General features: G+C 42.9%; 21 protein-coding genes. 17 read left to right on the top strand and 4 right to left on the bottom strand.

All coding sequences use genetic code 11. The features are described from left to right. Nucleotides 1-81 precede the first annotated feature (81 nt). The 5 genes from ABIB39_RS10050 (at nt 82) to ABIB39_RS10030 (ending at nt 7,181) form a co-directional block, all read left to right on the top strand. On the top strand, nt 82-1,065 hold the full coding sequence (locus ABIB39_RS10050; protein WP_354429555.1) for an aldo/keto reductase: 984 nt from the start codon (nt 82-84) through the stop codon (nt 1,063-1,065). 222 nt (nt 1,066-1,287) lie between these two features. Then, complete coding sequence (gene pyrG / locus ABIB39_RS10045) at nt 1,288-2,898, top strand: CTP synthase (protein ID WP_354429553.1); 1,611 nt, start codon at nt 1,288-1,290, stop codon at nt 2,896-2,898. A 23-nt stretch (nt 2,899-2,921) separates the two neighbouring features. Then, complete coding sequence (yidC, locus tag ABIB39_RS10040) at nt 2,922-4,760, top strand: membrane protein insertase YidC (RefSeq protein ID WP_354429551.1); 1,839 nt, start codon at nt 2,922-2,924, stop codon at nt 4,758-4,760. Between the two features lie 164 nt (nt 4,761-4,924). Next, complete coding sequence (locus ABIB39_RS10035; RefSeq protein WP_354429549.1) at nt 4,925-6,292, top strand: exonuclease domain-containing protein; 1,368 nt, start codon at nt 4,925-4,927, stop codon at nt 6,290-6,292. Nucleotides 6,293-6,647: 355 nt separating this feature from the next. After that, nucleotides 6,648-7,181: a pyridoxamine 5'-phosphate oxidase family protein gene (locus ABIB39_RS10030; RefSeq protein WP_354429547.1), complete on the top strand. Its 534-nt coding sequence runs from the start codon at nt 6,648-6,650 to the stop codon at nt 7,179-7,181. A 110-nt stretch (nt 7,182-7,291) separates the two neighbouring features. On the opposite strand, the gene pyrF is transcribed toward ABIB39_RS10030, so the two are convergent. Beyond that, a complete protein-coding gene (gene pyrF / locus ABIB39_RS10025) occupies nt 7,292-8,122 on the bottom strand; it encodes an orotidine-5'-phosphate decarboxylase (protein ID WP_354430121.1) in 831 nt (276 codons plus the stop codon). Nucleotides 8,123-8,377: 255 nt separating this feature from the next. Here pyrF and rho point away from each other — a divergent pair, with 255 nt between their 5' ends. The 3 genes from rho (at nt 8,378) to purS (ending at nt 11,149) form a co-directional block, all read left to right on the top strand. Next, nucleotides 8,378-10,024, top strand: coding sequence for a transcription termination factor Rho (gene rho, locus ABIB39_RS10020; RefSeq protein WP_354429545.1), 1,647 nt, complete (start codon nt 8,378-8,380; stop codon nt 10,022-10,024). 91 nt (nt 10,025-10,115) lie between these two features. After that, nucleotides 10,116-10,856 (top strand): CDP-diacylglycerol--serine O-phosphatidyltransferase, encoded by a 741-nt coding sequence (pssA, locus tag ABIB39_RS10015; protein WP_354429543.1) that lies wholly within the window; start codon nt 10,116-10,118, stop codon nt 10,854-10,856. Nucleotides 10,857-10,891: 35 nt separating this feature from the next. Next, nucleotides 10,892-11,149 (top strand): phosphoribosylformylglycinamidine synthase subunit PurS, encoded by a 258-nt coding sequence (gene purS / locus ABIB39_RS10010; protein WP_354429541.1) that lies wholly within the window; start codon nt 10,892-10,894, stop codon nt 11,147-11,149. A gap of 137 nt (nt 11,150-11,286) precedes the next feature. On the opposite strand, the gene ABIB39_RS10005 is transcribed toward purS, so the two are convergent. Continuing rightward, nucleotides 11,287-11,664 carry an Hpt domain-containing protein gene (locus ABIB39_RS10005; RefSeq protein ID WP_354429539.1) on the bottom strand — a complete coding sequence of 126 codons (378 nt, stop codon included), beginning with the start codon at nt 11,662-11,664 and terminating at the stop codon, nt 11,287-11,289. A 24-nt stretch (nt 11,665-11,688) separates the two neighbouring features. Next, on the bottom strand, nt 11,689-12,168 hold the full coding sequence (gene folK, locus ABIB39_RS10000; RefSeq protein WP_354429538.1) for a 2-amino-4-hydroxy-6-hydroxymethyldihydropteridine diphosphokinase: 480 nt from the start codon (nt 12,166-12,168) through the stop codon (nt 11,689-11,691). 81 nt (nt 12,169-12,249) lie between these two features. Here folK and sppA point away from each other — a divergent pair, with 81 nt between their 5' ends. From sppA to ABIB39_RS09955, 9 genes are all read left to right on the top strand, one after another. Beyond that, on the top strand, nt 12,250-14,025 hold the full coding sequence (gene sppA, locus ABIB39_RS09995; protein ID WP_354429536.1) for a signal peptide peptidase SppA: 1,776 nt from the start codon (nt 12,250-12,252) through the stop codon (nt 14,023-14,025). Between the two features lie 140 nt (nt 14,026-14,165). Next, nucleotides 14,166-15,365 carry an outer membrane protein assembly factor BamB family protein gene (locus ABIB39_RS09990; protein WP_354429534.1) on the top strand — a complete coding sequence of 400 codons (1,200 nt, stop codon included), beginning with the start codon at nt 14,166-14,168 and terminating at the stop codon, nt 15,363-15,365. 124 nt (nt 15,366-15,489) lie between these two features. Then, nucleotides 15,490-17,169, top strand: coding sequence for a helix-hairpin-helix domain-containing protein (locus ABIB39_RS09985; protein WP_354429533.1), 1,680 nt, complete (start codon nt 15,490-15,492; stop codon nt 17,167-17,169). A gap of 52 nt (nt 17,170-17,221) precedes the next feature. Beyond that, nucleotides 17,222-18,208, top strand: a complete 987-nt coding sequence (gene rfaE1 / locus ABIB39_RS09980; protein WP_354429532.1) for a D-glycero-beta-D-manno-heptose-7-phosphate kinase — start codon at nt 17,222-17,224, stop codon at nt 18,206-18,208. An 86-nt stretch (nt 18,209-18,294) separates the two neighbouring features. After that, complete coding sequence (locus tag ABIB39_RS09975; RefSeq protein WP_354429530.1) at nt 18,295-18,849, top strand: D-sedoheptulose 7-phosphate isomerase; 555 nt, start codon at nt 18,295-18,297, stop codon at nt 18,847-18,849. Between the two features lie 19 nt (nt 18,850-18,868). Then, a complete protein-coding gene (gene rfaE2, locus ABIB39_RS09970) occupies nt 18,869-19,384 on the top strand; it encodes a D-glycero-beta-D-manno-heptose 1-phosphate adenylyltransferase (protein ID WP_354429529.1) in 516 nt (171 codons plus the stop codon). Between the two features lie 72 nt (nt 19,385-19,456). Further along, on the top strand, nt 19,457-20,419 hold the full coding sequence (locus ABIB39_RS09965) for a glycosyltransferase family 9 protein (protein ID WP_354429527.1): 963 nt from the start codon (nt 19,457-19,459) through the stop codon (nt 20,417-20,419). Nucleotides 20,420-20,477: 58 nt separating this feature from the next. Continuing rightward, nucleotides 20,478-21,098 (top strand): porin family protein, encoded by a 621-nt coding sequence (locus tag ABIB39_RS09960; protein ID WP_354429525.1) that lies wholly within the window; start codon nt 20,478-20,480, stop codon nt 21,096-21,098. A 64-nt stretch (nt 21,099-21,162) separates the two neighbouring features. Beyond that, complete coding sequence (locus ABIB39_RS09955) at nt 21,163-21,642, top strand: SixA phosphatase family protein (RefSeq protein WP_354429523.1); 480 nt, start codon at nt 21,163-21,165, stop codon at nt 21,640-21,642. Here ABIB39_RS09955 and dprA read toward each other — a convergent pair. Further along, a complete protein-coding gene (dprA, locus tag ABIB39_RS09950) occupies nt 21,639-22,739 on the bottom strand; it encodes a DNA-processing protein DprA (RefSeq protein ID WP_354429522.1) in 1,101 nt (366 codons plus the stop codon). The two genes, ABIB39_RS09955 and dprA, sit on opposite strands and share 4 nt — an antisense overlap. Between the last annotated feature and the right edge of the window lie 14 nt (nt 22,740-22,753).

Below are 22,753 nucleotides of genomic sequence, written 5' to 3'. Positions count from 1 at the left end.
ATTTGTCAATACTTTCATCTGTAGGTTTGGGTTAGAGCCATAAACAATGTCTAAATAATTATCAACCGAAAAGTAAACAATATGGAGAAGAGGATATTAGGAAATGGCGGGTTAGAAGTATCTGCATTAGGTTTAGGATGTATGGGATTAACCTACGGTTACGGCCCGGCAACCGATGAAAAAGATGCTATTGCACTGATTCGGAAAGCCTTTGATTTAGGCATCACATTTTTTGATACGGCTGAGGCTTACAGCCAGGGTGGTAATGAAACGTTATTGGGAAAAGCTGTAAAGCCATTCCGTGATAAGGTTGTGATCGGTACAAAATTTGGCTTTAAAGATGGCGAAGCTTTTAACGGTCTTGATAGTCGGCCGGAAAGGATCCGCGTAGTGGCAGAAAACTCTCTGCGCTATTTACAAACAGATTATATTGACCTTTTTTACCAGCACAGAGTTGACACAAACGTTCCGATTGAAGATGTTGCCGGAACTATCCAGGATTTAATAAAAGAAGGAAAAATAAGACACTGGGGATTATCAGAAGCAGGGGTAGAAACCATACGCACGGCACACGCCATACAGCCTGTTGCAGCTTTGCAAAGTGAATACTCGTTGTTTTTTCGCGATGTAGAAAAAGAAACGTTACCAATGTTGGAAGAATTGGGCATCGGTTTCGTACCATTCAGTCCATTGGGAAAAGGATTTTTGACCGGTGCAATCGATGAAAACACCAAATTTGATTCAACGGATTTTAGAAATCAGGTTCCGAAATTTTCAGAAGAAAATAGAAAAGCTAATCAAACTTTAGTGGATGTGGTTCGTGAAATTGGCGCCAAAAACAATGCAACACCCGCACAGATTTCGTTGGCTTGGCTCTTAGCTCAAAAACCTTGGATTGTGCCAATACCAGGAACAACAAAAATTCATAGGTTGGAAGAAAATGTAGGTGGTGCACTCATACATTTAAACGAAAATGAATTAGTAAATATAGAAAACGCTTTGAAAGAGATCGAAATTGTTGGTGCAAGATATCCGAAACATATACAAAGTGCTATTGGGAAGTAAACTAAAAAGCAGCTACAACAGGCTGCTTTTTTTGAATAAGCTTAACTAATGTCTTGGCTCTTGATTCTTATCCTATTGCTTTTCTCCAAATGCCCAACCCACCAAAAGCTTTTCCACAAATGTAATTTGGCCTCTTAAATGCCGTTATTTTTCCTACTTTTGTATCCCGTACACAAACAATGGTTTCGGCCTTAAAACCGCTTACCGGATTTCAAAAAAATCATGACTAAATACATTTTTGTTACGGGTGGAGTTACCTCATCGTTAGGAAAAGGCATTATTTCGGCCTCATTAGCTAAACTTTTACAGGCACGCGGCTACCGCGTAACCATCCAAAAATTCGATCCTTACATTAATATTGATCCGGGAACTTTAAACCCTTACGAACATGGCGAATGTTATGTTACCGAGGATGGCGCCGAAACCGACCTTGACCTTGGCCACTACGAGCGTTTCCTGAACACGCCAACCTCAAAAGCCAACAACATTACCACGGGCCGTATCTACCAAAATGTGATCAACCGCGAACGCGAGGGTGCATTTCTTGGCAAAACCGTGCAGGTTGTACCTCACATTACTGATGAGATAAAACGCAACATGCGCATCCTTGGCGAAACCGGCGATTACGATATTGTGATCACCGAAATAGGTGGTACCGTGGGCGATATTGAATCATTACCTTTTGTGGAAGCCGTAAGGCAGTTTAAATGGGAAGCCGGCCCGGGTAACGCCCTGGTGATCCACCTAACGCTTATCCCATTCCTGGCTGCAGCGGGCGAGTTAAAAACCAAACCAACACAGCACTCTGTTAAGATGTTATTGGAGTACGGTATCCAGCCGGATATTTTGGTTTGCCGTACCGAGCACCATATTAATATGGACATTAGAAAAAAAATCGCTTTATTTTGTAACGTTAACATCAACGCGGTTGTCGAATCGATGGATGCATCAACAATTTATGATGTACCGTTGCTGATGCTGAAAGAACAATTAGATAAAACAGTTTTAACCAAATTAAAGCTATCGCATAAAAACGAGCCCAACCTGGATAACTGGAAAGCCTTTTTGGGCCGCTTAAAAAACCCGACATCCGAAGTGAAAATCGGCCTGGTTGGTAAATATGTGGAACTGCCCGATGCTTATAAGTCTATCATCGAATCGTTTATCCACGCGGGCGCTAAAAACGAGTGTAAGGTGAAAGTACAATACATCCCGTCGGAACATTTAACGCCGGAGAACGCGATAGACAAATTGCGTGGCTTGCATGGTGTGCTTGTTGCACCGGGCTTTGGCGAGCGTGGTTTTGAAGGAAAAATTGAAGCGATCCGTTACGTACGCGAAAACAATATTCCGTTCTTCGGGATCTGTTTGGGCATGCAATGTTCGGTTGTGGAGTTTGGCCGTAACGTGCTTAATTTGAAAGATGCCAGCAGCACCGAGATGAATCCCGATACCCCCCACCCGGTTATTGCCATGATGGAAGACCAAAAAACCGTGGTGAACAAAGGCGGCACCATGCGTTTAGGCGCTTACCCATGCGATCTTAAAAAAGGCAGCAAGGCGGCATTAGCATACGGTAAAACACACATTAGCGAGCGCCACAGGCACCGTTATGAGTTTAATAACAGTTACTTAAAAGATTACGAAGCAGCAGGTTTAACCCCGTCGGGCATTAACCCGGATAACGGCCTGGTTGAGGTTGTGGAATTAAAAAATCACCCGTTTTTTGTGGGGGCGCAGTTTCACCCCGAATTAAAATCAACAGTTGCTAATCCGCATCCACTTTTTATTAACTTTGTCGCCGCTTCGCTAGCTTATGCCCGCAAGAACTGATTAATAGTACGATACAATACATAATGGATAAAAATACGTTTACAGGGTTATTCCTGATCATGATTATTATGGGTGCTTCCATATATTTCATGAAACCTTCTGAAGCTGACATTAAAAAAGAACAGCTTACCGTTCACCTTGACTCGATCAAAAAAGGACTGATAAAAGACCCGGCTGCTACAGCCGCGGCAAAGGCTGCTACCAAAATAGACACCGTTAAAAAAGCAGGTGTTGTTGATTCGGCCCTTTTAAAAACACCTTTTGGCGCTGCTACCGTTGGCACCGAGCAATTTGTAACCATCGAGAACAAAGAGATGCGCCTAAAGCTATCTACCAAAGGTGGCCGCATTTACTCTGCCGAACTTAAAAACTACAAAACGTTCACTAAAAAACCACTGATACTTTTTGATGGTGACGATAACAAGTTTGGCCTAACCCTTAAGGCCGGCGACCGTACCTTAAACACTAATGACCTTTATTTCACGCCGAGCGGCACAGGTTTACAGGTGGCTGGTCAGGATTCGTCGTCTGTTACCATGCGTTTAAGCTACAGCCCAACACAATATGTAGATTATATTTACTCGCTTAAAGGCACAGGCTTTAAAGTTGGGTTGAATATCAAATCGACCGGGCTGGAACAAGTAGTATCTACCACAGGCGGTTACAACCTTAACTGGAGCGCGAGTTTGCCTAAAAAGGAAAAGGACATGACGCAGGAGCGTCAATACTCTACTGTGTATTATAAAAATACCGATAACGAAGTTGACTACCTTAGCGAAACCAAGGACGATAAAAAGGCTATTGTAGAGAAAAAAATGCAATGGGTTGCATTCAAGCAACACTTCTTCTCCAACGTGCTGATCGCCAAAGAGGGCATCTCGAAATCTGATTTTGAGGTTGCTACCGATGTTGCCGATACAACCAACGTTAAAAAAATGAAGGCCAACCTAACCCTTACACCAAACGCGGCGGGTGCGGTGCCTTTAGAGTTTTATTTTGGCCCTAACCGTTTCAACACCTTAAAAGACCAGGGTTACGACCTGCAAAAGTTAGTTAACCTGGGCTGGGGGCCGTTAAAATACATTAACCAGTTTGCGGTATTGCCGTTGTTTAACTTTTTGAACAAGTTTAACTGGAACTACGGTATCATCATTTTGATATTAACCATTGTGCTTAAACTGGTATTGTCGCCGCTTACGTATAAGTCGTACTTATCAATGGCGAAAATGCGCGTTTTAAAGCCGGAAATGGACGAAATAAAAGGTAAAGTTGGTGAAGACAACCCTACCCTTTTACAGCAGGAATACCTCAAGCTTTACAAAAAGGCCGGGGTAAACCCATTGGGTGGTTGTTTACCATTGCTGATACAGATGCCTATCGTGATCGCGTTTTTCCGTTTCTTCCCAAGTTTGTTTGAACTTAGGGGCGAAAGCTTCCTTTGGATGCATGACTTATCGACTTATGACGCGGTAATTACCTTCGCTAAGATCCCTTTTATTGGTGACCACATCAGTTTAATGTGTTTATTGATGACGATATCTACATTGATCTACACGTACTTCAATAACCAGATCTCGGGTGCTACCGGCCAAATGAAATACATAGGTTACATTACCCCTATCATCTTCCTGGCTACGCTGAACAGCTACCCATCAGGTTTGAACTACTACTACTTTTTGGCCAACATGCTAACCTTTTTACAGCAATACCTGATTAAGTTTATGGTTGATGATAAAAAGATCCACGCCCAGATCCAGGAAAACAAAAACAAACCTGAGGACAAAAAGAAAAAAACAGGCTTCGGTGCAAAAATGGAAGAAATAATGCGCCAGCAACAGCAGTTGCAGCCAAAGAAGAAATAGAGAGGTCCGCAAGACAGAAAGAAAAAACCGATAACTATGTTGTCGGTTTTTTTGTGGCAATATATAATACCCCTTTAAATCTTTCGGACCTGCCGACTTTCAGACTCGCCGACTTTTTTAAAAATCAACTAATATTATTAGCAAAATTGTTTACATTTGAAACCATGTATGCAATTGTGGATATCGAGACGACGGGTGGGCATGCCAGCGCTAATGGCATTACCGAGATTGCTATATGCATCCACGATGGAAAAAAAGTAACCCGCCGGTTCGAGTCGCTGGTTAATCCGCAAAGGGATATTCCTGTTTATATCCGTGCCCTCACCGGCATCACCAATGAAATGGTGCAGGATGCCCCGCTGTTTGAGGATGTAGCGCACGAGATCTACCACTTGCTTAAAGGCCAGATCTTTGTAGCCCACAACGTAAATTTCGATTATTCTTTTCTGAGATACCACCTGAATGCCGCCGGTTACGAACTAAATGCTAACAAGCTTTGCACTGTTCGCTTGGGCCGTAAAATTATGCCGGGGCTGATGTCATACAGCTTAGGTAAGCTATGTACCCATTTAGGCATCCAAAACAACAGCCGCCACCGTGCTATGGGCGATGCGGAGGCTACCGCCCAACTGTTCGGTTTATATTTAAAACAGGATGCTTCAAACCATATTAATACGGCCTTAAAGCAGAACAGTAAGGAACAGGTACTACCTGCCAATCTGCCTAAAACAGATATTGAAGCGTTACCAACATCACCAGGGATCTATTATTTCCACGATGAAAAAGGCAAAGTTGTTTACGTTGGTAAAGCCAAGAATATAAAGAAACGCGTTTGCAGCCACTTTACCGGCAATAACCCCAACCTGCAACGCCAGGAGTTTTTAAAGAATATTTATCGCATTAGTCACCAGGTTTGCGGGAACGAGTTGATCGCACTGGTAACGGAAGCTGTGGAGATAAAACGCCTTTGGCCCAAATACAACCGTTCGTTAAAACGGTTCGAGAATACCTTTGGCATTTACATGTATGAGGACCAGCGTGGTTACCTGCGACTGGCCGTTGATAAGCACCGCAAACACATGCCGGCAGTTTATGCCTGCAACTCGCTTTACGAAGGCCGCAGCCTGTTATTAAATTTGATAGATACTTTTGGCCTGTGCCCGAAACTCTGCTTCATCCAAAGAAACGACCAACCATGTAGTGGTGTCAATGTTGGCTCTTGCGCCTGCGAAGGTCACGAACCGCCCGAGGTTTATAACAACCGCATCCAAAGCGCCCTTGATGAATTGAAAAAGGCCCTTCCAACATTTGCTATCCGCGATGAAGGCCGTACCGATGATGAGCATAGCTGCATCCTGATAGAAGAAGGCCGCTTTTATGGCATGGGCTACATTTCTCACTATTATGATGTCGGCAACATCCAGGCACTTAAGAATTACCTTACCCCCTATCCTGGTAACGATTATATCCGCAATATTGTAACCGGCTATGCAGAGCGGTTTCCGCAGAGGAAAGTGAGTTTTTCGGCGTGATATTCGCCATGATGACCCTTTGAAACGTTAGGTACTCCTAAGTCTTAAACAAGTTAATGCTGACATGCTTTTATTTTGAAAGAATGAGCCAAAATGTTCACGTTCACGGCCGTGAACGCATGGGATTTTTTGTATGGTACTAATAATCAAATACTTATAATTTTTGGCTACTGACAAAACAGTGTCACCACGTTGTTCATATAAAATATTAAGTGATTTATGGCGTCCCTGCTGCCGCGCTTTCCACTACACCTCTCCCTAAGGAGTAATTAAAATTATAAATTACTTTCCATCGCTCAAACAAATAAATTTCTCATAGGTTAATATATTATCATTTAACTATTAAAACTAAGCGATGGACAGCATTAACCAAAATCAACCCGAAGATAATTTTGCAAACCTGGAAGGCAATGAAGCCTGGAAAAAATTAAAAGAAATGGCCGAAGGTACCAGCTGCTTTTTCTGTAGCAATATTAAAACAGGGTTACCTTTCTCGACCCGCCCTATGTCGCCACAAAAAATTGATGATAACGGCGACCTTTGGTTCCTGAGTGCAAATGACAGTCACAAGAATGCGGAGATAGCTGTAGATCCAATGGTGCAGCTATTGTTCCAGGGATCTAAATACTCCGACTTCCTGAATATTTATGGCATCGCCGAAATAACCCAAGACAAGGAAAAAATTAAAGAGTTATGGGAGCCGATCTTAAAAACATGGTTTACCGAAGGTGTGGACGACCCGCGGATCTCGGTGATCAAGATCTCGCCAACGCAAGGATACTATTGGGATAACAAACACGGCAACGCTGTAGCATTTGTAAAACAACTGGTAGGCGCCGCCCTTGGTAAAACACTTGATGATTCAATTGAAGGAAAACTGGAAGTATAGTTTTTGAGAGTCAAGAAACAAGAACCATGACAAAAAATTTATTCTCGTGGCCTTAGCTCTTGTTTCTTGACTCTTGTTTCTTATCTCTTGTTCTTATCTCTTGACTCTTCCTAAATAACTCCTGCTTTCTCTAATTCACCCTGCATCTGCCGTTGTAATTTGAGGGCTTCGGCACGGGCGGCATCAGCAAAGTCTTCGCCGTTGCCGGCGTAAATGATCCCGCGGGATGAATTAACGATGAGGCCGCAATCTTTCGTCATTCCGTATTGGCAAACATCTGCAAGGTTACCACCCTGCGCGCCAATGCCGGGCACCAGCAAAAAGTTATCGGGCGCGTATTTTCGGATATTGGTAAACTCGGTGCTTTTGGTGGCGCCAACCACAAACATCAGCCTATCGGCCCCCGCCCAGGTATTGGCCTTCTGAATAACGGTTTCGTACAAAAAGCCTGTTTCGGTTTCCAGGTACTGGAAATCTTTGCTCCCTACAGATGAGGTTAGCGCCAGGATAATTACCCATTTACCATCATATTTTAAATAAGGCGTTACGCTGTCATTACCCATATATGGCGTAACGGTAATGGCATCAAAGTTCATGCCCGACGTTTCTTCATTAAAAAATGCCTTTGCGTAGTTATCAGATGTATTGCCGATATCGCCGCGTTTGGCATCTATAATATTCAGGATATCCTTTGGCGTGTATTGCGCGGTACTGATTAGGCTTTGCAATCCTTTCAAACCCCGGCTTTCGTAAAAGGCAGCGTTTGGTTTGTAAGCGATACAAAGATCTTTAGTGGCATCAATAATGCGTTTGTTGAACTCGAAAACAGGATCTGGATATTTCAGCAAAAACTCGGGGATCTTATCTATGTCGGTATCAAGGCCAACGCATAAAAATGATTTTTTCTGTTTTATCTGTTCGATGAGTTGGGCGCGGGATATCATGTAGATTTTGAATTTGTTATGGTTGGCAAAACTAAAAAATTAAAATCAACCCTTTATTTTTTTAATAAATTTGCATTTTAAGATAATTTGATTAAAATTGCATTGTTTTCCTGCATTATTTCTTGCACTAAAGAAACAATTTTATCTCCACGTACTTTATTAGCTAATACTTTACCTGGCGTTTAATTGCATAATCAGGGTTTCACAAAACAATTTTCACACAAAAAATCCTTTTGAACTATAATTCATATCATGTCTGATACAACCGAATTGAACGACAAACTCGTTTCTGAGTTGCGCGAAATTGCTAAAAGTTTGGGTATTGCAGAAGCAGATGAGCTTAGAAAAGCATCACTGATCACCAAAATAGTAGAACAACAACAGTTAATTGAAGCCGCCAGGAACCAACATAACACTGTTGAAAATAATTACGCAGAAAAGCCCGCTCCCGAAGCCGCTGTAGATAATAACGAGAAAACACGGAAGCGTACCCGTTCTGTAAAAACCAAAGATACCCCACGTGTTGAGGTGCCTTTAGATGATACCAACCTGTTTAACCAGGAGGAAGAAGATGAAGAGCAGGAAAAAGACGGTAACAACCATAATGAACCTACGGTAACTGCAGAGGCCGCCCCTGCTACAGAAACTACTGAAGAGCAGGCCGGTGAAAAAACAGAGCAAGCCGGCCAGCCGGAACAACCTGCAACTGAAAGCCGCCCTCAAAAATTTGAGCGCCGTGCCCCGCAACAGTCCAAAAACCAGGAGCCTGCTATTAACCTTGATTTTGATAACGTTATTGTTAACGAAGGCGTTTTAGAGATAATGCCCGATGGTTACGGTTTCTTGCGCTCGTCAGATTATAACTACCTTACCTCTCCTGATGATATTTACGTATCACAATCTCAAATAAAACTTTTTGGCTTAAAAACAGGTGATACCGTTCGCGGTAGCATCCGCCCGCCAAAAGAGGGTGAAAAATATTTCCCGCTGGTACGTGTAGAAGCTATTAACGGCCGCATACCTGCCGAAGTACGCGACCGTGTACCGTTTGACCACTTAACACCGCTTTTCCCATCAGAGAAATTGAATTTATTTACTGATGCCGGTAATTATTCTACCCGTATCATGGACCTGTTCTCGCCTATTGGTAAAGGCCAGCGTGGCTTAATTGTAGCGCAGCCAAAAACAGGTAAAACCATGTTGCTAAAGGATGTTGCTAACGCGATAGCCAAAAATCACCCTGAGGTTTACCTGATCATATTACTGATTGATGAACGCCCTGAAGAGGTTACGGATATGGCCCGCAGTGTACGCGCAGAAGTGGTTTCATCAACCTTTGATGAGCCTGCAGAACGCCACGTAAAAATTGCCAACATTGTTTTGGAGAAAGCAAAACGTATGGTGGAGTGTGGCCACGATGTAGTTATCCTGCTGGATTCTATCACCCGTTTGGCACGTGCTTACAATACGGTAGCGCCTGCTTCAGGTAAAATATTATCGGGTGGTGTTGATGCCAACGCGCTACATAAACCAAAACGCTTTTTTGGTGCTGCCCGTAACATCGAGGATGGCGGTTCATTAACTATCATCGCGACAGCATTAACAGAAACCGGTTCTAAGATGGACGAGGTTATATTTGAAGAGTTTAAAGGTACAGGTAACATGGAGTTACAGCTGGATCGTAAACTATCTAACAAACGTATTTTCCCTGCTATCGATATCACCGCATCAAGCACCCGTCGTGACGACTTGCTGCTTGACCGCGACACCCTGCAACGGATCTGGATACTGCGTAACCACCTCGCAGATATGAACTCGCAAGAATCGATGGAATTCTTACAGGCGCAAATTAGAGGCACCCGTACCAACGAAGAATTTTTGATATCAATGAATTCATAATATCTTTACACCTAAAGGAGTTAATAGTTAACAGAAGGTTAATTACAACTCCTTTGGGTTTTTGTAAATTTTATGATACCTTCATCACATTATGAGGCGACGGGTTAAAAAACATCTTCCAAATGCTATAACGTGTGCGAACCTGTTCAGCGGTTGCATAGGCATTGTTTTCACTTTTCAGGATAATCTTGTTTTTGCCGCCTATGCCATTTTCCTGGCAGCAATTTTTGACTTTTTCGACGGATTTGCCTCACGTGTTTTACAATCCTTTTCGGGCATAGGTAAGGATCTTGACTCCCTTGCAGATATGGTAAGCTTTGGCGTATTGCCATCAGCCATTATGTATGAGTTGCTGCTACAAGCCCCGCAAATACAACACGTAAGCGAATACCTTAATTTTATAGCATTCCTTATCCCGGTATTCTCGGCATTAAGGCTTGCCAAGTTCAACACCGATACACGCCAGGCCGAAAGTTTTATTGGTTTACCAACTCCGGCTAATGCCATCCTGATAGCTTCTATTCCGTTGATACTGGTACAATACAGCAATGTATCGCGCTATATACTTAACCCTTACGGTTTAACGGCGTTCATAATTGTTATGTGTACGCTGCTGGTGGCCGAGATTCCTTTAATGTCGCTTAAATTTAAGAACCGCGATTTTAACAAAAATTTTTATCGCTATATATTGTTGTTATTCTCGGCAATACTCATTCTATTTTTTAAATTTGCGGCAGTTCCGGTGGTTATCGTAATGTATATCACCTTATCAATTATTCAACTAAAATTTGCGGATAGCACCGTAATAGGCAATACTCATAAACATAGTTAAGCTTATTATCGTTATCGCCCTACAAAAACAAACAGATGAAAAAATTCCTGGCCGAAATTGATGTAATGCCGAAGAAAGAAATACTTGACCCACAAGGAAAAGCCGTAACTGGCAGCATGAAAAACCTGGGCTTATCTGAAATACAAAACGTGCGTATAGGTAAACACATCACCCTTGAAATTGAAGCCGACAGCACCGAAACAGCTAACGCCAAAGTTGACCAGGCCTGCAAAAACCTGTTAGCCAACCTTATTATGGAAAGCTACAGCTTTAAGCTGGAAGAAGTAGCTTAATGGTAGAGAGTTAAAAGTAGAAAGTCCTCAAACGGGCTAAAATTTGATAAAATATAAAAGGAAAGGCAATCACGTGTGATTGCCTTTCCTTTTATATTTTTTTCTACCTTAAACTTTCTGCTTTGAACCTTAAACTCCTATAGGTTCGCTTCTTTCTCTTTCTTTATCTTCTCCAGCTCTATCAGGTTAGTTTCCACTACTGCTTTAACCGCTTCAAATTTGGTTTTTATATCTGCGGGGTCTGCACCACCTGCTTTGCAGGCAAGTTCAACATCTTGAATATTAGCCTGGCTTTGGGGCATTCCAAAAAAGCCAAGGTTTGGTTTAAGTTTATGAGCAGCTTGTGCAGCAACAACCCAGTCGCCGGTATCAATGGCATCGGTAATAGCTGTTATTAATTGTGGGGTTTGCTCCAGGAACATCCCGATAGAATCAACAATAAAGTCATCACTGCCATCGGCAATCTCGTATAAAAACGACAGGTCGAGGTCTTGGCTTGGTAAATTATCAGGCATCTGCAAAGTTTATGATAATCAAATTTATAACTTTTTTACGACCAAATCGTCGTTAAGGCTATTTTTCAAATCTAATATAGTTTTATTTAACACAGGATGTATAAAATCAGGTGCGATCATCCCCAAAGGCTCTAAGGTAAACTTTCTGTTGTGCAATTGCGGGTGAGGCACCGTTAAATTTTCATCATTAATGATCTCATCACCATAAAATAAAATATCAATATCAATAGTGCGCGAGCCCCACCTCTCTTCGCGGGTGCGGCCAAGTTCTATCTCAATACCTAATACCTTTTCTAATACTTGTTGTGCTGTTAACGTGGTTTGTAATAGTATAACTTGGTTTAAATAGTCGGGCAGGTCTGTTTTTCCCCATGATTGCGTTTCGTAAACGGGCGATTTTTGTATGATAGTGCCGACCTCCTGCCCCACATGTTCAATAGCCATATGCAAAAACGATTTACGGTTGCCCAGGTTACTGCCAAGTAGTAAAAAAACGTTAATCATGTTGTAACAATTATTATGTATAAGGCTCTTAATGGTGTGCTAATTACTAAGTTTGCATATATAGATTATTTATAACAGTTAATGAAACAATTCTTCAAATTTGTATTGGCCACCATAGTTGGTGTTACGCTTATTTTCGTTATCGGATTTGCAATTTTAATTGGCCTGATTGCTGCGGCCGGTAGTGAGAAAGCGGAAGAGGTTGATGCAAATTCGGTACTTCATATCAAGTTTGATTACCAGATAAACGAGCGCACGCCAAACAACCCGTTTAGTAACCTGCCGTTTTTAGGGCTGGATAAAAAACGCGACCTGGGCCTGAACGATATACTTGCAAGCATTAAAAAAGCCAAAACAGACGATAAGATAAAAGGCATCTTTTTAGACGAAAGTTACATGATGAATGGCCAGGCCACTACCGAAGAGATCCGGAACGCGCTTATCGATTTTAAGAAATCTAAAAAGTTCATCATAGCATATTCTGAAATTTATACCCAGGGCTTTTACTACCTGGCATCCGTTGCCGATAAAGTTTACATTAATCCAAAAGGGATCTTCGAATTTAGAGGATTTAGTTCCCAGATAACCTTCCTGAAAGGTGCGTTAGATAAACTGGGTATTGAGGCACAGGTGATAAAGGTTGGTACTTATAAAAGCGCGGTTGAACCGTACATCTTAACCAAAATGAGTGATGCCAACCGCCTGCAGGTTACCTCGTACTTAGGGTCGATGTATGATCACTTTTTAACGGGCATTGCCAAAAGCCGTAACATTAATAAAGATTCGTTATTTAATTACGCCAATACGGGTTTGATACAACAACCCGAAGACGCCTTAAAATATAAACTTGTTGACGGTCTTAAGTATAAAGACGAGATCCTTTCTGACCTGAAACAACGCACCGGCACAAAAGAAAAAAACGATATAGCAACCGCCGAGCTTGACAATTACTTAAGGAGCGACGTAGCATCTACTACCGATCCTGACGCTATTTCTTCTAAAAACCGTATCGCGGTAATATACGCATCGGGCGAAATAGCTGGTGGCGATGGCGACGATAACAGCATCGGGTCTGAAACCATTTCTAAAGAGTTGCGTAAAGTGCGTAACGATGATAAAGTGAAAGCTGTAGTTTTAAGGGTTAACTCACCTGGTGGCAGTTCGCTGGCATCAGATGTTATCTGGCGCGAGGTGATGCTTACCAAAAAAGTAAAACCTATCATAATTTCTATGGGTGATGTGGCAGCATCGGGCGGTTATTATATAGCCTGCGCGGCCGATTCTATTATTGCCGAACCAAATACCATTACCGGCTCTATCGGTATTTTTGCCATTTTGCCAAACATGCAAAAATTATTTACCGATAAACTGGGCCTTAGTTTCGATGGTGTAAAAACCGGAAAGTATGCCGATCTGGGGGATGTTAGCCGTCCGCTTACCCCCGAAGAAAGGGCTATCCTACAAAACAGCGTCAACCACGGTTACGATGATTTTACCAAAGCTGTAGCAAAGGGCCGCGGTAAAACACAGGAGTATATTAACAGTATTGGCCAGGGCCGCGTATGGACAGGCACCCAGGCATTAAAAATTGGCTTGGTTGACAGGTTGGGTAACATCAACGACGCCATACAATCGGCCGCCAAAAAAGCGAACCTAAAAGATTACAAACTGGTATCCTACCCCGAGCAAAAAAGCACGCTCGACCGTTTTGGCGCAGGCCTTACCGCCGAAGTAAAAGCACACTTTGTAAAAGCCGAACTTGGCGACAATTACCGCTATTACGAACAAATAAAGGGCGTTACCAAAATGATGCGCACCCCTCAGGCACGTATGCCTTACGATGTGGTTATAAAATAAGATTATAATATCCTGAGTATGAAAGCTGCCTGTATGGGCAGCTTTTTTGCTTTTAAATTAAAATTTATTTACATTTATATACCTAAGCACTTAACGTATTGATAAATAAGCCGATTATTAATTTAAATAAGTTATCTATCATGAAAAAATCCGACTTTTCAAACAACAAATTTAACCTTTCCTTAAACAATCCGCTGTTTAAAATTCTCTTCTTAGCCTTGATATTTTTTGGCACGTCGTGCAAAAAAGATAAAACGACACCCACTCATCCACACCCAGATCCTGATCCGGTTGAAAATTACACCGTTTTTTTCGGGTCTCAAAATGGCCTTTTTTATGCCCTTAAAGGAACGGACGGCACTCTGATTTGGAAGTACGAGGAGCTCAACGCAGACTTTACATATGGCTACCCGGTATATGAAAGCGGGGTCATCTACGCTACCAATATCGCTTATGGTTTATATGCTTTTGATGCTACTACAGGCGCAGTAAAATGGAAATTTCCCGCCGCTGCTAAAACATTGTCAGGCCCTACCATTGCCAACGGTATCGTATATTTTGGCGCCAGAGACCATTATTTATACGCTGTTGATGCCGTGACAGGCACTTTAAAATGGAAATATCGAACTCCATATAATCTTGATTCGAGCCCTACGGTATCAAACGGGGTGGTGTACATTGGCAGTGCAGCAGGGATCTTGTTCGCATTCGATGCCATAGCCGGGACTAAAATTTGGGAGTACGCTACGGGTAACGCCATTATTCAAGCAAAGCCTGAAGTTTCGAACGGAGTTGTTTTTATCGGTAACAGAAGCGGCTTTGTAAGGGCTGTTGATGCAAACACCGGGATACTAAAATGGAGTTTTAACGCTAATGACAACATATCTCTCGAGTATTCAACAATCATTATTCATAGTGGGGTACTTTATTTTGGTAGCTGGCACGATCCGGACGACTTTAACAGAGAAGGCAGTTTATATGCGGTTAAGGAAAGCGATGGCAGCCTTATTTGGACGGGCCTTGTTGGAAAAGGAGGGTTTCGGCAGGGGCCTTACTTAGCCAATGGTGTGTTATATGCAAGCGATGGAGGCAATCATCTGTATGCCGTTAATGCCACAACCGGCGAACAAATATGGGATGCAAACACCCTGGTCAGCGATAGTACGCCAACAGTTGCTTTTGGCAGGATATTTATAGGCAGCAGCGATAACGGCGACGCAATCGGTCACTTTACCGCGTTTGATGACGCCAATGGTTCTATAATATGGCAGTTCCCGCTTCCTAATACTATTCTAACTTCAAAAGCAATAGTTCTTGCAGAAGACGGTACTACATACTAAATTTTAATAATTTTAATATTAAAGCCGCCTTATGAGCGGCTTTTTTTGGGTTATATGTGAACAATCGTTCTCACAATCTGTAATTATACTACCTCAATTTGTATTTTTACAGCATATCTAAATTATGGAGAACAAACCCATAGCACGCAAGCTTCGTTTATTATCGCAATTGATGGAATTAAACGAGGTTAACCCCTTCAAAATAAAATCGATAGCTAATGCTGCCCTTAAGGTAGATAAGCTGCCTTTCCAACTGGCGGGTAAAACCGTTGCCGAACTGGAGAAGATAGATGGCATTGGCAAAAGCCTGGCCGCCAAAATTGCCGAACTGCTGGAAACCGGCACCATGGCCGAACTGCAGGACATGCTCGATCAAACGCCCGAGGGTGTGGTAGAGATGATGGGCATTAAGGGCATCGGTGCAAAAAAAGTGGCGATCATCTGGAAAGAGCTTGGCATCGAAAACGTTGGTGAACTATATTATGCCTGTAACGAAAACCGCCTTGTTGAAGCTAAAGGCTTCGGTTTAAAAACGCAGGACGAGATAAAGAAGGTTATCGAATTTCGCATGGCGGGGAATGGCAAGTTCCTTTATTCGCAGGTGGAGCAGGAAGTTAAAAACCTGATGCAGGAGATCAAAGGAATCTTCCCGGACGCGCTTAAACATGTGGCAGGCGAGTTTCGCAGGTTGAACGAGATCATCAGCGAACTGGTTATTGTTGTGGGCAGCCTAAGCCAGCAGATAGCCTTTAATGCATTAGCCGAATTGGATACCCTGCAAAACGTTGTTTTAAACGGCACCCATATCTCTGCCGAACTTAAAAACGGGCTACTGGTTGATATCATCTGCGTTGATAAGGCTGATTACTATTATGAGCTTTTTGTTAACACAGGCACAATTGAGCATGTTGATGAAGTACTATCGCGCATCAATATCCCTTTAGAGCAGCCCGAAACAGAAGAAATAATATACCAAAAGGCCGGCCTTGCCTGGATGCAGCCCGAATTGCGCGAAGGCATTACCTTTATTGAAAAAGCTGCAGAAAATAAGCTGCCCACCCTGATAAGTTACCACGACCTGAAAGGCGCCCTGCACAACCACAGTACCTGGAGCGACGGTGTAAACACCCTTGAAGAAATTGCCCTATACTGCCGCGACGAGCTAAAACTGCAATACCTTGGTATTTGCGACCACAGCAAAAGTGCTTTCTACGCTAAAGGTTTAAGCATCGAGCGTGTATTGCAGCAACAGGAAGAGATAGACCACCTCAACAAAAAGATAACCGGATTCCACATTTTTAAAGGTGTCGAATCGGACATTTTAAATGATGGCGGGCTGGATTATCCGGACGAAATCCTAAAAAAGTTTGATTTTATTGTGGCATCGGTACACGCTAACCTAAAAATGGCCGAAGATAAAGCTACGGCACGTTTAATTAAAGCGATAGAAAATCCATATACCACCATTTTGGGCCATCCAACCGGCAGGCTTTTACTTAGCCGAAAGGGGTATGATATCGACTACAAAAAGGTTATTGATGCCTGTGCCGCCAATAATGTGGTAATAGAAATTAACGCCAACCCGGTGAGGCTTGATCTCGACTGGCGATGGCACCAATATGCGCTGGCTAAAGGTGTTACATTATCTATTAATCCCGATGCGCACCGTAACAGCGGTTTCCATGATATGGAATACGGCATAAATGTTGCCCGCAAGGGCGGTTTAACAAAAGAAATGTGCCTTAATGCCCTATCTTTAGTCGAGATTACAAAGGTATTTGAAAAGAAAAGAGGCGGCAAGTAAACACTGTAAAGTCGGCAAGTCGAAATGACTTAATGACCAATGACACGAAAGAATGACCCTAACAGATAAAGTACGAGAGCTTCAAAAAACGGGCCCAACGCCAAACATTTTGGTAATTGGCGACTTGATGATCGATCATTATATTATAGGTGATGCCACCAGGCTCTCGCCCGAGGCACCCGTGCCTATCGTAAATGTAAAAAAAGAATTCACTACCCCCGGCGGCGCAGCCAACGTAGCGCAAAACTTGTTATCGCTCGGCGCCAAAATTTCGTTAGCTGGTATTACCGGCGATGATACTGATGCTGTACGCTTAACCAATATTTTGATTGAAGAAGGCATTGACGTTGATGGCATTTTTAAGGATAATACCCGCCCTACTACGGTAAAAACCCGCGTAATGGCCGGCAGCCATCAATTGGTGAGAGTGGACAGAGAAGTAACAAACCCGCTAACCGAAAGCTTGCAAGCCGAATTTATCAGCCAGATAAAACCGAGCATCGCGCAAGCGGATATTGTAATATTTTCTGATTATAACAAAGGGTTATTCTCTGAAGGCCTTACACAGGAATTAATAGCTGAAGCCAATAAACAAGGTAAAAAAGTAGTTATAGACCCTAAAGGGCTTAACTACGGTAAATACAAAGGTGCTTACATCATCAAGCCCAACCGTAAGGAACTGGCCGAGGCTGCCAAAAAAGAAAAGATCACCAATATTGACGAACTTCAGCATGCAGCACGCATCATACTGAAACAAACCGGGGCAGAATATATTGTGGTAACCTTATCCGAACAAGGCATGGTTATCATCAGCGAATTAACATACAAACTATTACCGGTTAAGGCCACATCCGTATTTGACGTTACCGGCGCAGGCGATACCGTTATTGCCACCATGGTTTATTTTATGGCACAAGGCCTTAATGTAGAGGAGGCCTGCGAGCTGGCAAACCACGCCGCCGCCATCGTGATAAGACAAACCGGCGCAGCGGTTACAACGGTTAAAGAAATACTGGAAGATATTCGAGGCAGAGATTAGTGGTTTGTGATCACAGATTAGGATTTAATCTTGGAATTTAAGTCTACTTTAGAATTTAGCGTTTTAGAAATTAGGATTTACAACAGATGGTTATTGAAGAACTATACGAGCATCAAAAATTAATACAGAAGGTTATCGAAAGCCTGTCTAACGATATTGAGGTGGCTTGCCGTACCATGGTAGCTGTATTAAAAGATGGTAAAAAAGTATTGATTGCAGGTAACGGTGGCAGTGCTGCCGATGCGCAACACATAGCGGCAGAATTGAGCGGCCGCTTTGTAAAAGAGCGCAAAGCCCTGCCGGGCATAGCCTTAACGGTTGATACATCGGCACTTACAGCTATAGCTAACGATTATGGGTATAATCACGTGTTCTCGCGCCAGATAGAAGCTCTTGCCCAACCCGGCGACCTGTTTATAGGCATTTCTACAAGTGGTAATAGCCAGGGAATATTGAATGCGTTTGATGCAGCAGGTAAAATCGGTTGTAAAACACTTGGGTTATCCGGCCGCGATGGTGGTAAAATGAATGGCATTTGTGATTTGAATATCATTGTGCCATCTGATGTTACCGCCCGTATCCAGGAAATGCATATCCTTATTGGCCACATTCTGTGCAAAGCGGTGGATGATGCCTATTAATTTTTATTAAATTTATAGCATGCGCCACGATCTCGAAAAAACGCTTCTTAGTAAGATAGTTGCCTTACCCCAGCTCAAAGCCGCCATTTCCGGGTGGAAAAGAGAGGGTAAAAAAGTGGTGTTTACCAACGGTGTTTTCGATCTGCTGCATTTAGGGCATATTACCTATCTATCCAAAGCTGCGGAACTGGGCGATAAACTCATCATCGGCCTAAATGCTGATGCATCTGTAAAGCGGTTAAAAGGTGAAAGCCGCCCGGTAAATGATCAAAATAACCGCGCCGCTTTGTTAGCCGCCCTGTTTTTTGTTGATGCTGTGATATTGTTTGAAGAAGATACCCCCCGTGAACTTATTTCTGAACTGCTGCCTGATGTATTGGTTAAAGGCGCCGATTATACGGTAGACCAAATTGCCGGGGCCAGGGAAGTGTTAGCCAATGGCGGCGAAGTAAAAACCATTACGCTTGTTGATGGGTACTCGTCCACATCCATCATTAACAGGATAAAAGCGCAAAGTGAGGCGAAAAAAGGTTGATATAAAACCACAAATTTATAAATCCGAAACCGAACATTCGAAATTCGAAATCAATAAATCACTAATTATTTAATGAAGATCCTGGTTATCCGCTTTAGCTCGATGGGTGATATTATATATACCACACCTGTTGTGCGTTGTTTAAAAATGCAATTACCGGATGCTGAGGTGCACTTCCTAACCAAATCCGCGTTCAAATATATTTACGACAATAACCCCTACGTAGATAAGTTATTGCTTCTGAAACCAACTCTTGGCGAAACCATTGCCGATATCAAAGCAGAGGGTTACGATCACATTATCGATCTGCATAATAACCTGCGTACCGCGCTCATAAAACTGCGCACGGGCATCAAATCGTCAACCTACAAAAAGCAGACGATCCGCAAATGGCTAAGTCTTAAGTTTAATTTAAAGCTGGTGCCGCCCACACATTTGGTGGATAGGTATTTAAAAACAGTACAATTTTTAGAGATAACAAATGATGCCAAGCCGATAGATTACTACATTAAACAGGATTATCAGCTATCTACCCTGCTCCCTGCATCGCACCAAAACTATGTGGCATTTGTAATTGGCGCTACACACTTTACCAAAAGGATGCCAAATGAAAAGATCATCAGCATTTGCAGGCAGGTCAATGCACCAATTGTGCTTTTAGGTGGTAACGATGTAAAAGCCAATGGCGAAGAAATTGCCGCGGCCATCGGCACAAGAATTTATAATGCTTGCGGGATAACCACGCTTGACGAATCAGTTTTCCTGGTGTCGCAGGCCAAAAGCATTATTGGATTTGATACCGGCCTCACCCATATTGCCGAGGCTTTTAACGTTCCGATAGTATCCATCTGGGGTGGCACGGTGCCCGAACTTTTGGGCGTGCAACCCTATATGGTTAAGGATGTTTTGGTAGCCGGCGTTGACCTAAGCTGTCGCCCCTGTTCAAAATTCGGGTTAGAAAAATGCCCGCTTGGGCACTTTAAATGTATGTATGAAATCCCGGAACAACCTATAGCTGCATTTGTAAATAAGTAATTTAAACGAATTATTTAGTTTTAATTCTTATTTTAGCGCAAACAATAAATCTTATCACATGAAAAAATTATTACTATTACTTTGCTGCGCGTTTGCGGCATCAACAGCGTTTGCACAATTACCAACTTTTGGTATCAGGGGCGGTGCAAATTTCGCAACTTTATCAGCGTCTGCATCAGCATCCGGCTCATCTGTTACCTACACTTCAGGTACTTTAACCACGTTTTCTGCCGGTGTATTTGCTGATTTTAAATTAGGCGGTGTTTCTATACAACCAGCTTTAAACTTTACCGGCAAAGGTGGTAAAGAAGAAAGTGACGGCGATGTTGCAAAAATAAACCTTTACTACTTACAGGTGCCGGTAAACATTGTTTATCACATCCCTGTAGTTATCGGTAACATATATTTGGGTGCAGGCCCTTATGCCGCAGTAGGTGTAATTGCTAAATCAAAAGTTACCAGTGGTGGTGTAACTGAGAGCACAGACCTTAGTTTTGGTAGTGATGCCGGTGACATTAAACGTACTGATTTTGGTTTAAATGGCATTGCAGGTGTTGAATTTAAAGGCGGTTTCCTGGCTGGTTTAAACTACGACCTTGGTCTGTCTAACATCTCTAATGATGATACAGTTAAAACTAAAAAACGTGTATTCGGTGTTTCTATCGGTTACAAATTCTAAGACTTAAAGCTTAAATACAAACAAAAAAAGAGGGACAAACGTTCCTCTTTTTTGTTTTATGCCCATGAAAAAGTTATTGCTTATCCGCCACGCCAAAGCCACGCACGAATCTGGCTTCGCTGATTTTGAACGCCCGCTTACCGACAAAGGTTTTAAACAGGCCGAACTGATGGCAACGCGTTTGCAAGCGAACAGCATTTGGCCTCAGATATTGGTGGCAAGCCCCGCCTTACGCACGTTATCTACCGCAAATGTTTTTAGCCAGGTTTTAGATCTGCCACAAGCTATTACCGATAAAGAAATTTACGATGCCAGCGAAAGCGCGCTTTTAAAAGTGATAGAAAGCTTACCGCAGGATAAAGATTTTATAGCTTTGATTGGCCACAACCCCGGTATAAGCCAGGTACTTTATTATCTGAGCGGGGCTATCAGGGATGTGCCGCCATGTTCGGTAGCGCTGATCGAATTTGAACTGGATAACTGGACAGAGATCTATGAAGCAACCGGCAAACTTACCTTTTACGATAGCCCTAAAGAGGATTAATTCACCTTATACGTTTTACCGGGTAACGACCGGATAAAGCCCTGCAATTCCATATCCAGCAAGGTCATGGCAAGTTGGCTCATAGGCATATTTGCTTTGATAGATAAGTCGTCTATTGCCAGCGGGAGTTTGTGCTGCTGGATAATTTCGTAAACTGCCCGTTCTTCTGCGGATAGATCTATCGGTAGCATTAATTGTTCCGGGGCGCTGGTAATATCACTATTCATTTCCCAACCGAGGCTGTAAGCCAAATCGGCAACGCAGGTAAGCAGGGCAGCTTTATTATTGCGGATCAGGAAATTACACCCCTCAGAATACTCGTCTCCCAACCTTCCTGGAAAAGCAAATACATCACGGTTATACGAGTTTGCTATCTCGGCAGTTATCAACGCGCCACCCTTTAAGCCCGCTTCTACCACAACGGTAGCATCGGCCATGCCGGCTACAATGCGGTTACGCTGCGGGAAATTCTCGCGGTTTGGTATCGTGCCCGATGGATATTCGGTAAGTAAGCCGCCGTTACCCTGCATTTTCTCAGCTAAGGAACGGTTTTGTGAAGGATACATTTTATCGTAACCATGCCCAAGCACACCAACCGTGGGCACATTTAAAGCTATGCTTTCGCGATGGGCGGCTGTGTCTATGCCAAGGGCAAGCCCACTTACAATTAGTACGTTATAGTCCTGTAATTCCTCAACCAATTGTTTACACAAGTTACGTCCATAATCTGTAGCGTTGCGGGTACCCACAATACTTATTATGCGATGGTTGTTAAGGTTGGCGTTACCCTTTGAATATAACAGCAAAGGCGCATCATGGCAAGTTTTTAACTTACGCGGAAACCGTGGATCGGTATAATATAGTACATCTACTTTGTTGTTTTCGATGAATTTCAATTCCTGCTCGGCCCTGCGTAAGGCCTCATCAAAGTCAGATAATTCTAACCGTTTCGCGCCTACTCCGCGGGCTTGCGTTAAAGCCTCTTTAGATTTTTTGAATACTTCTTCGGCACCACCAAAGTGGCTCGCCATTGACCGGGCAAGCACCGGCCCTATCTTATTTACAAATGTTAAAGCAACCTGGTGGAGTAGAGACATGCGTTTTTCTGAAC

The sequence above is a fragment of the Mucilaginibacter sp. UYP27 genome, from assembly GCF_040547175.1.
Classification (GTDB): domain Bacteria; phylum Bacteroidota; class Bacteroidia; order Sphingobacteriales; family Sphingobacteriaceae; genus Mucilaginibacter.
Note: the sequence above shows the minus strand (reverse complement) of the source record. Positions and strands in the feature narration are given on the sequence as shown.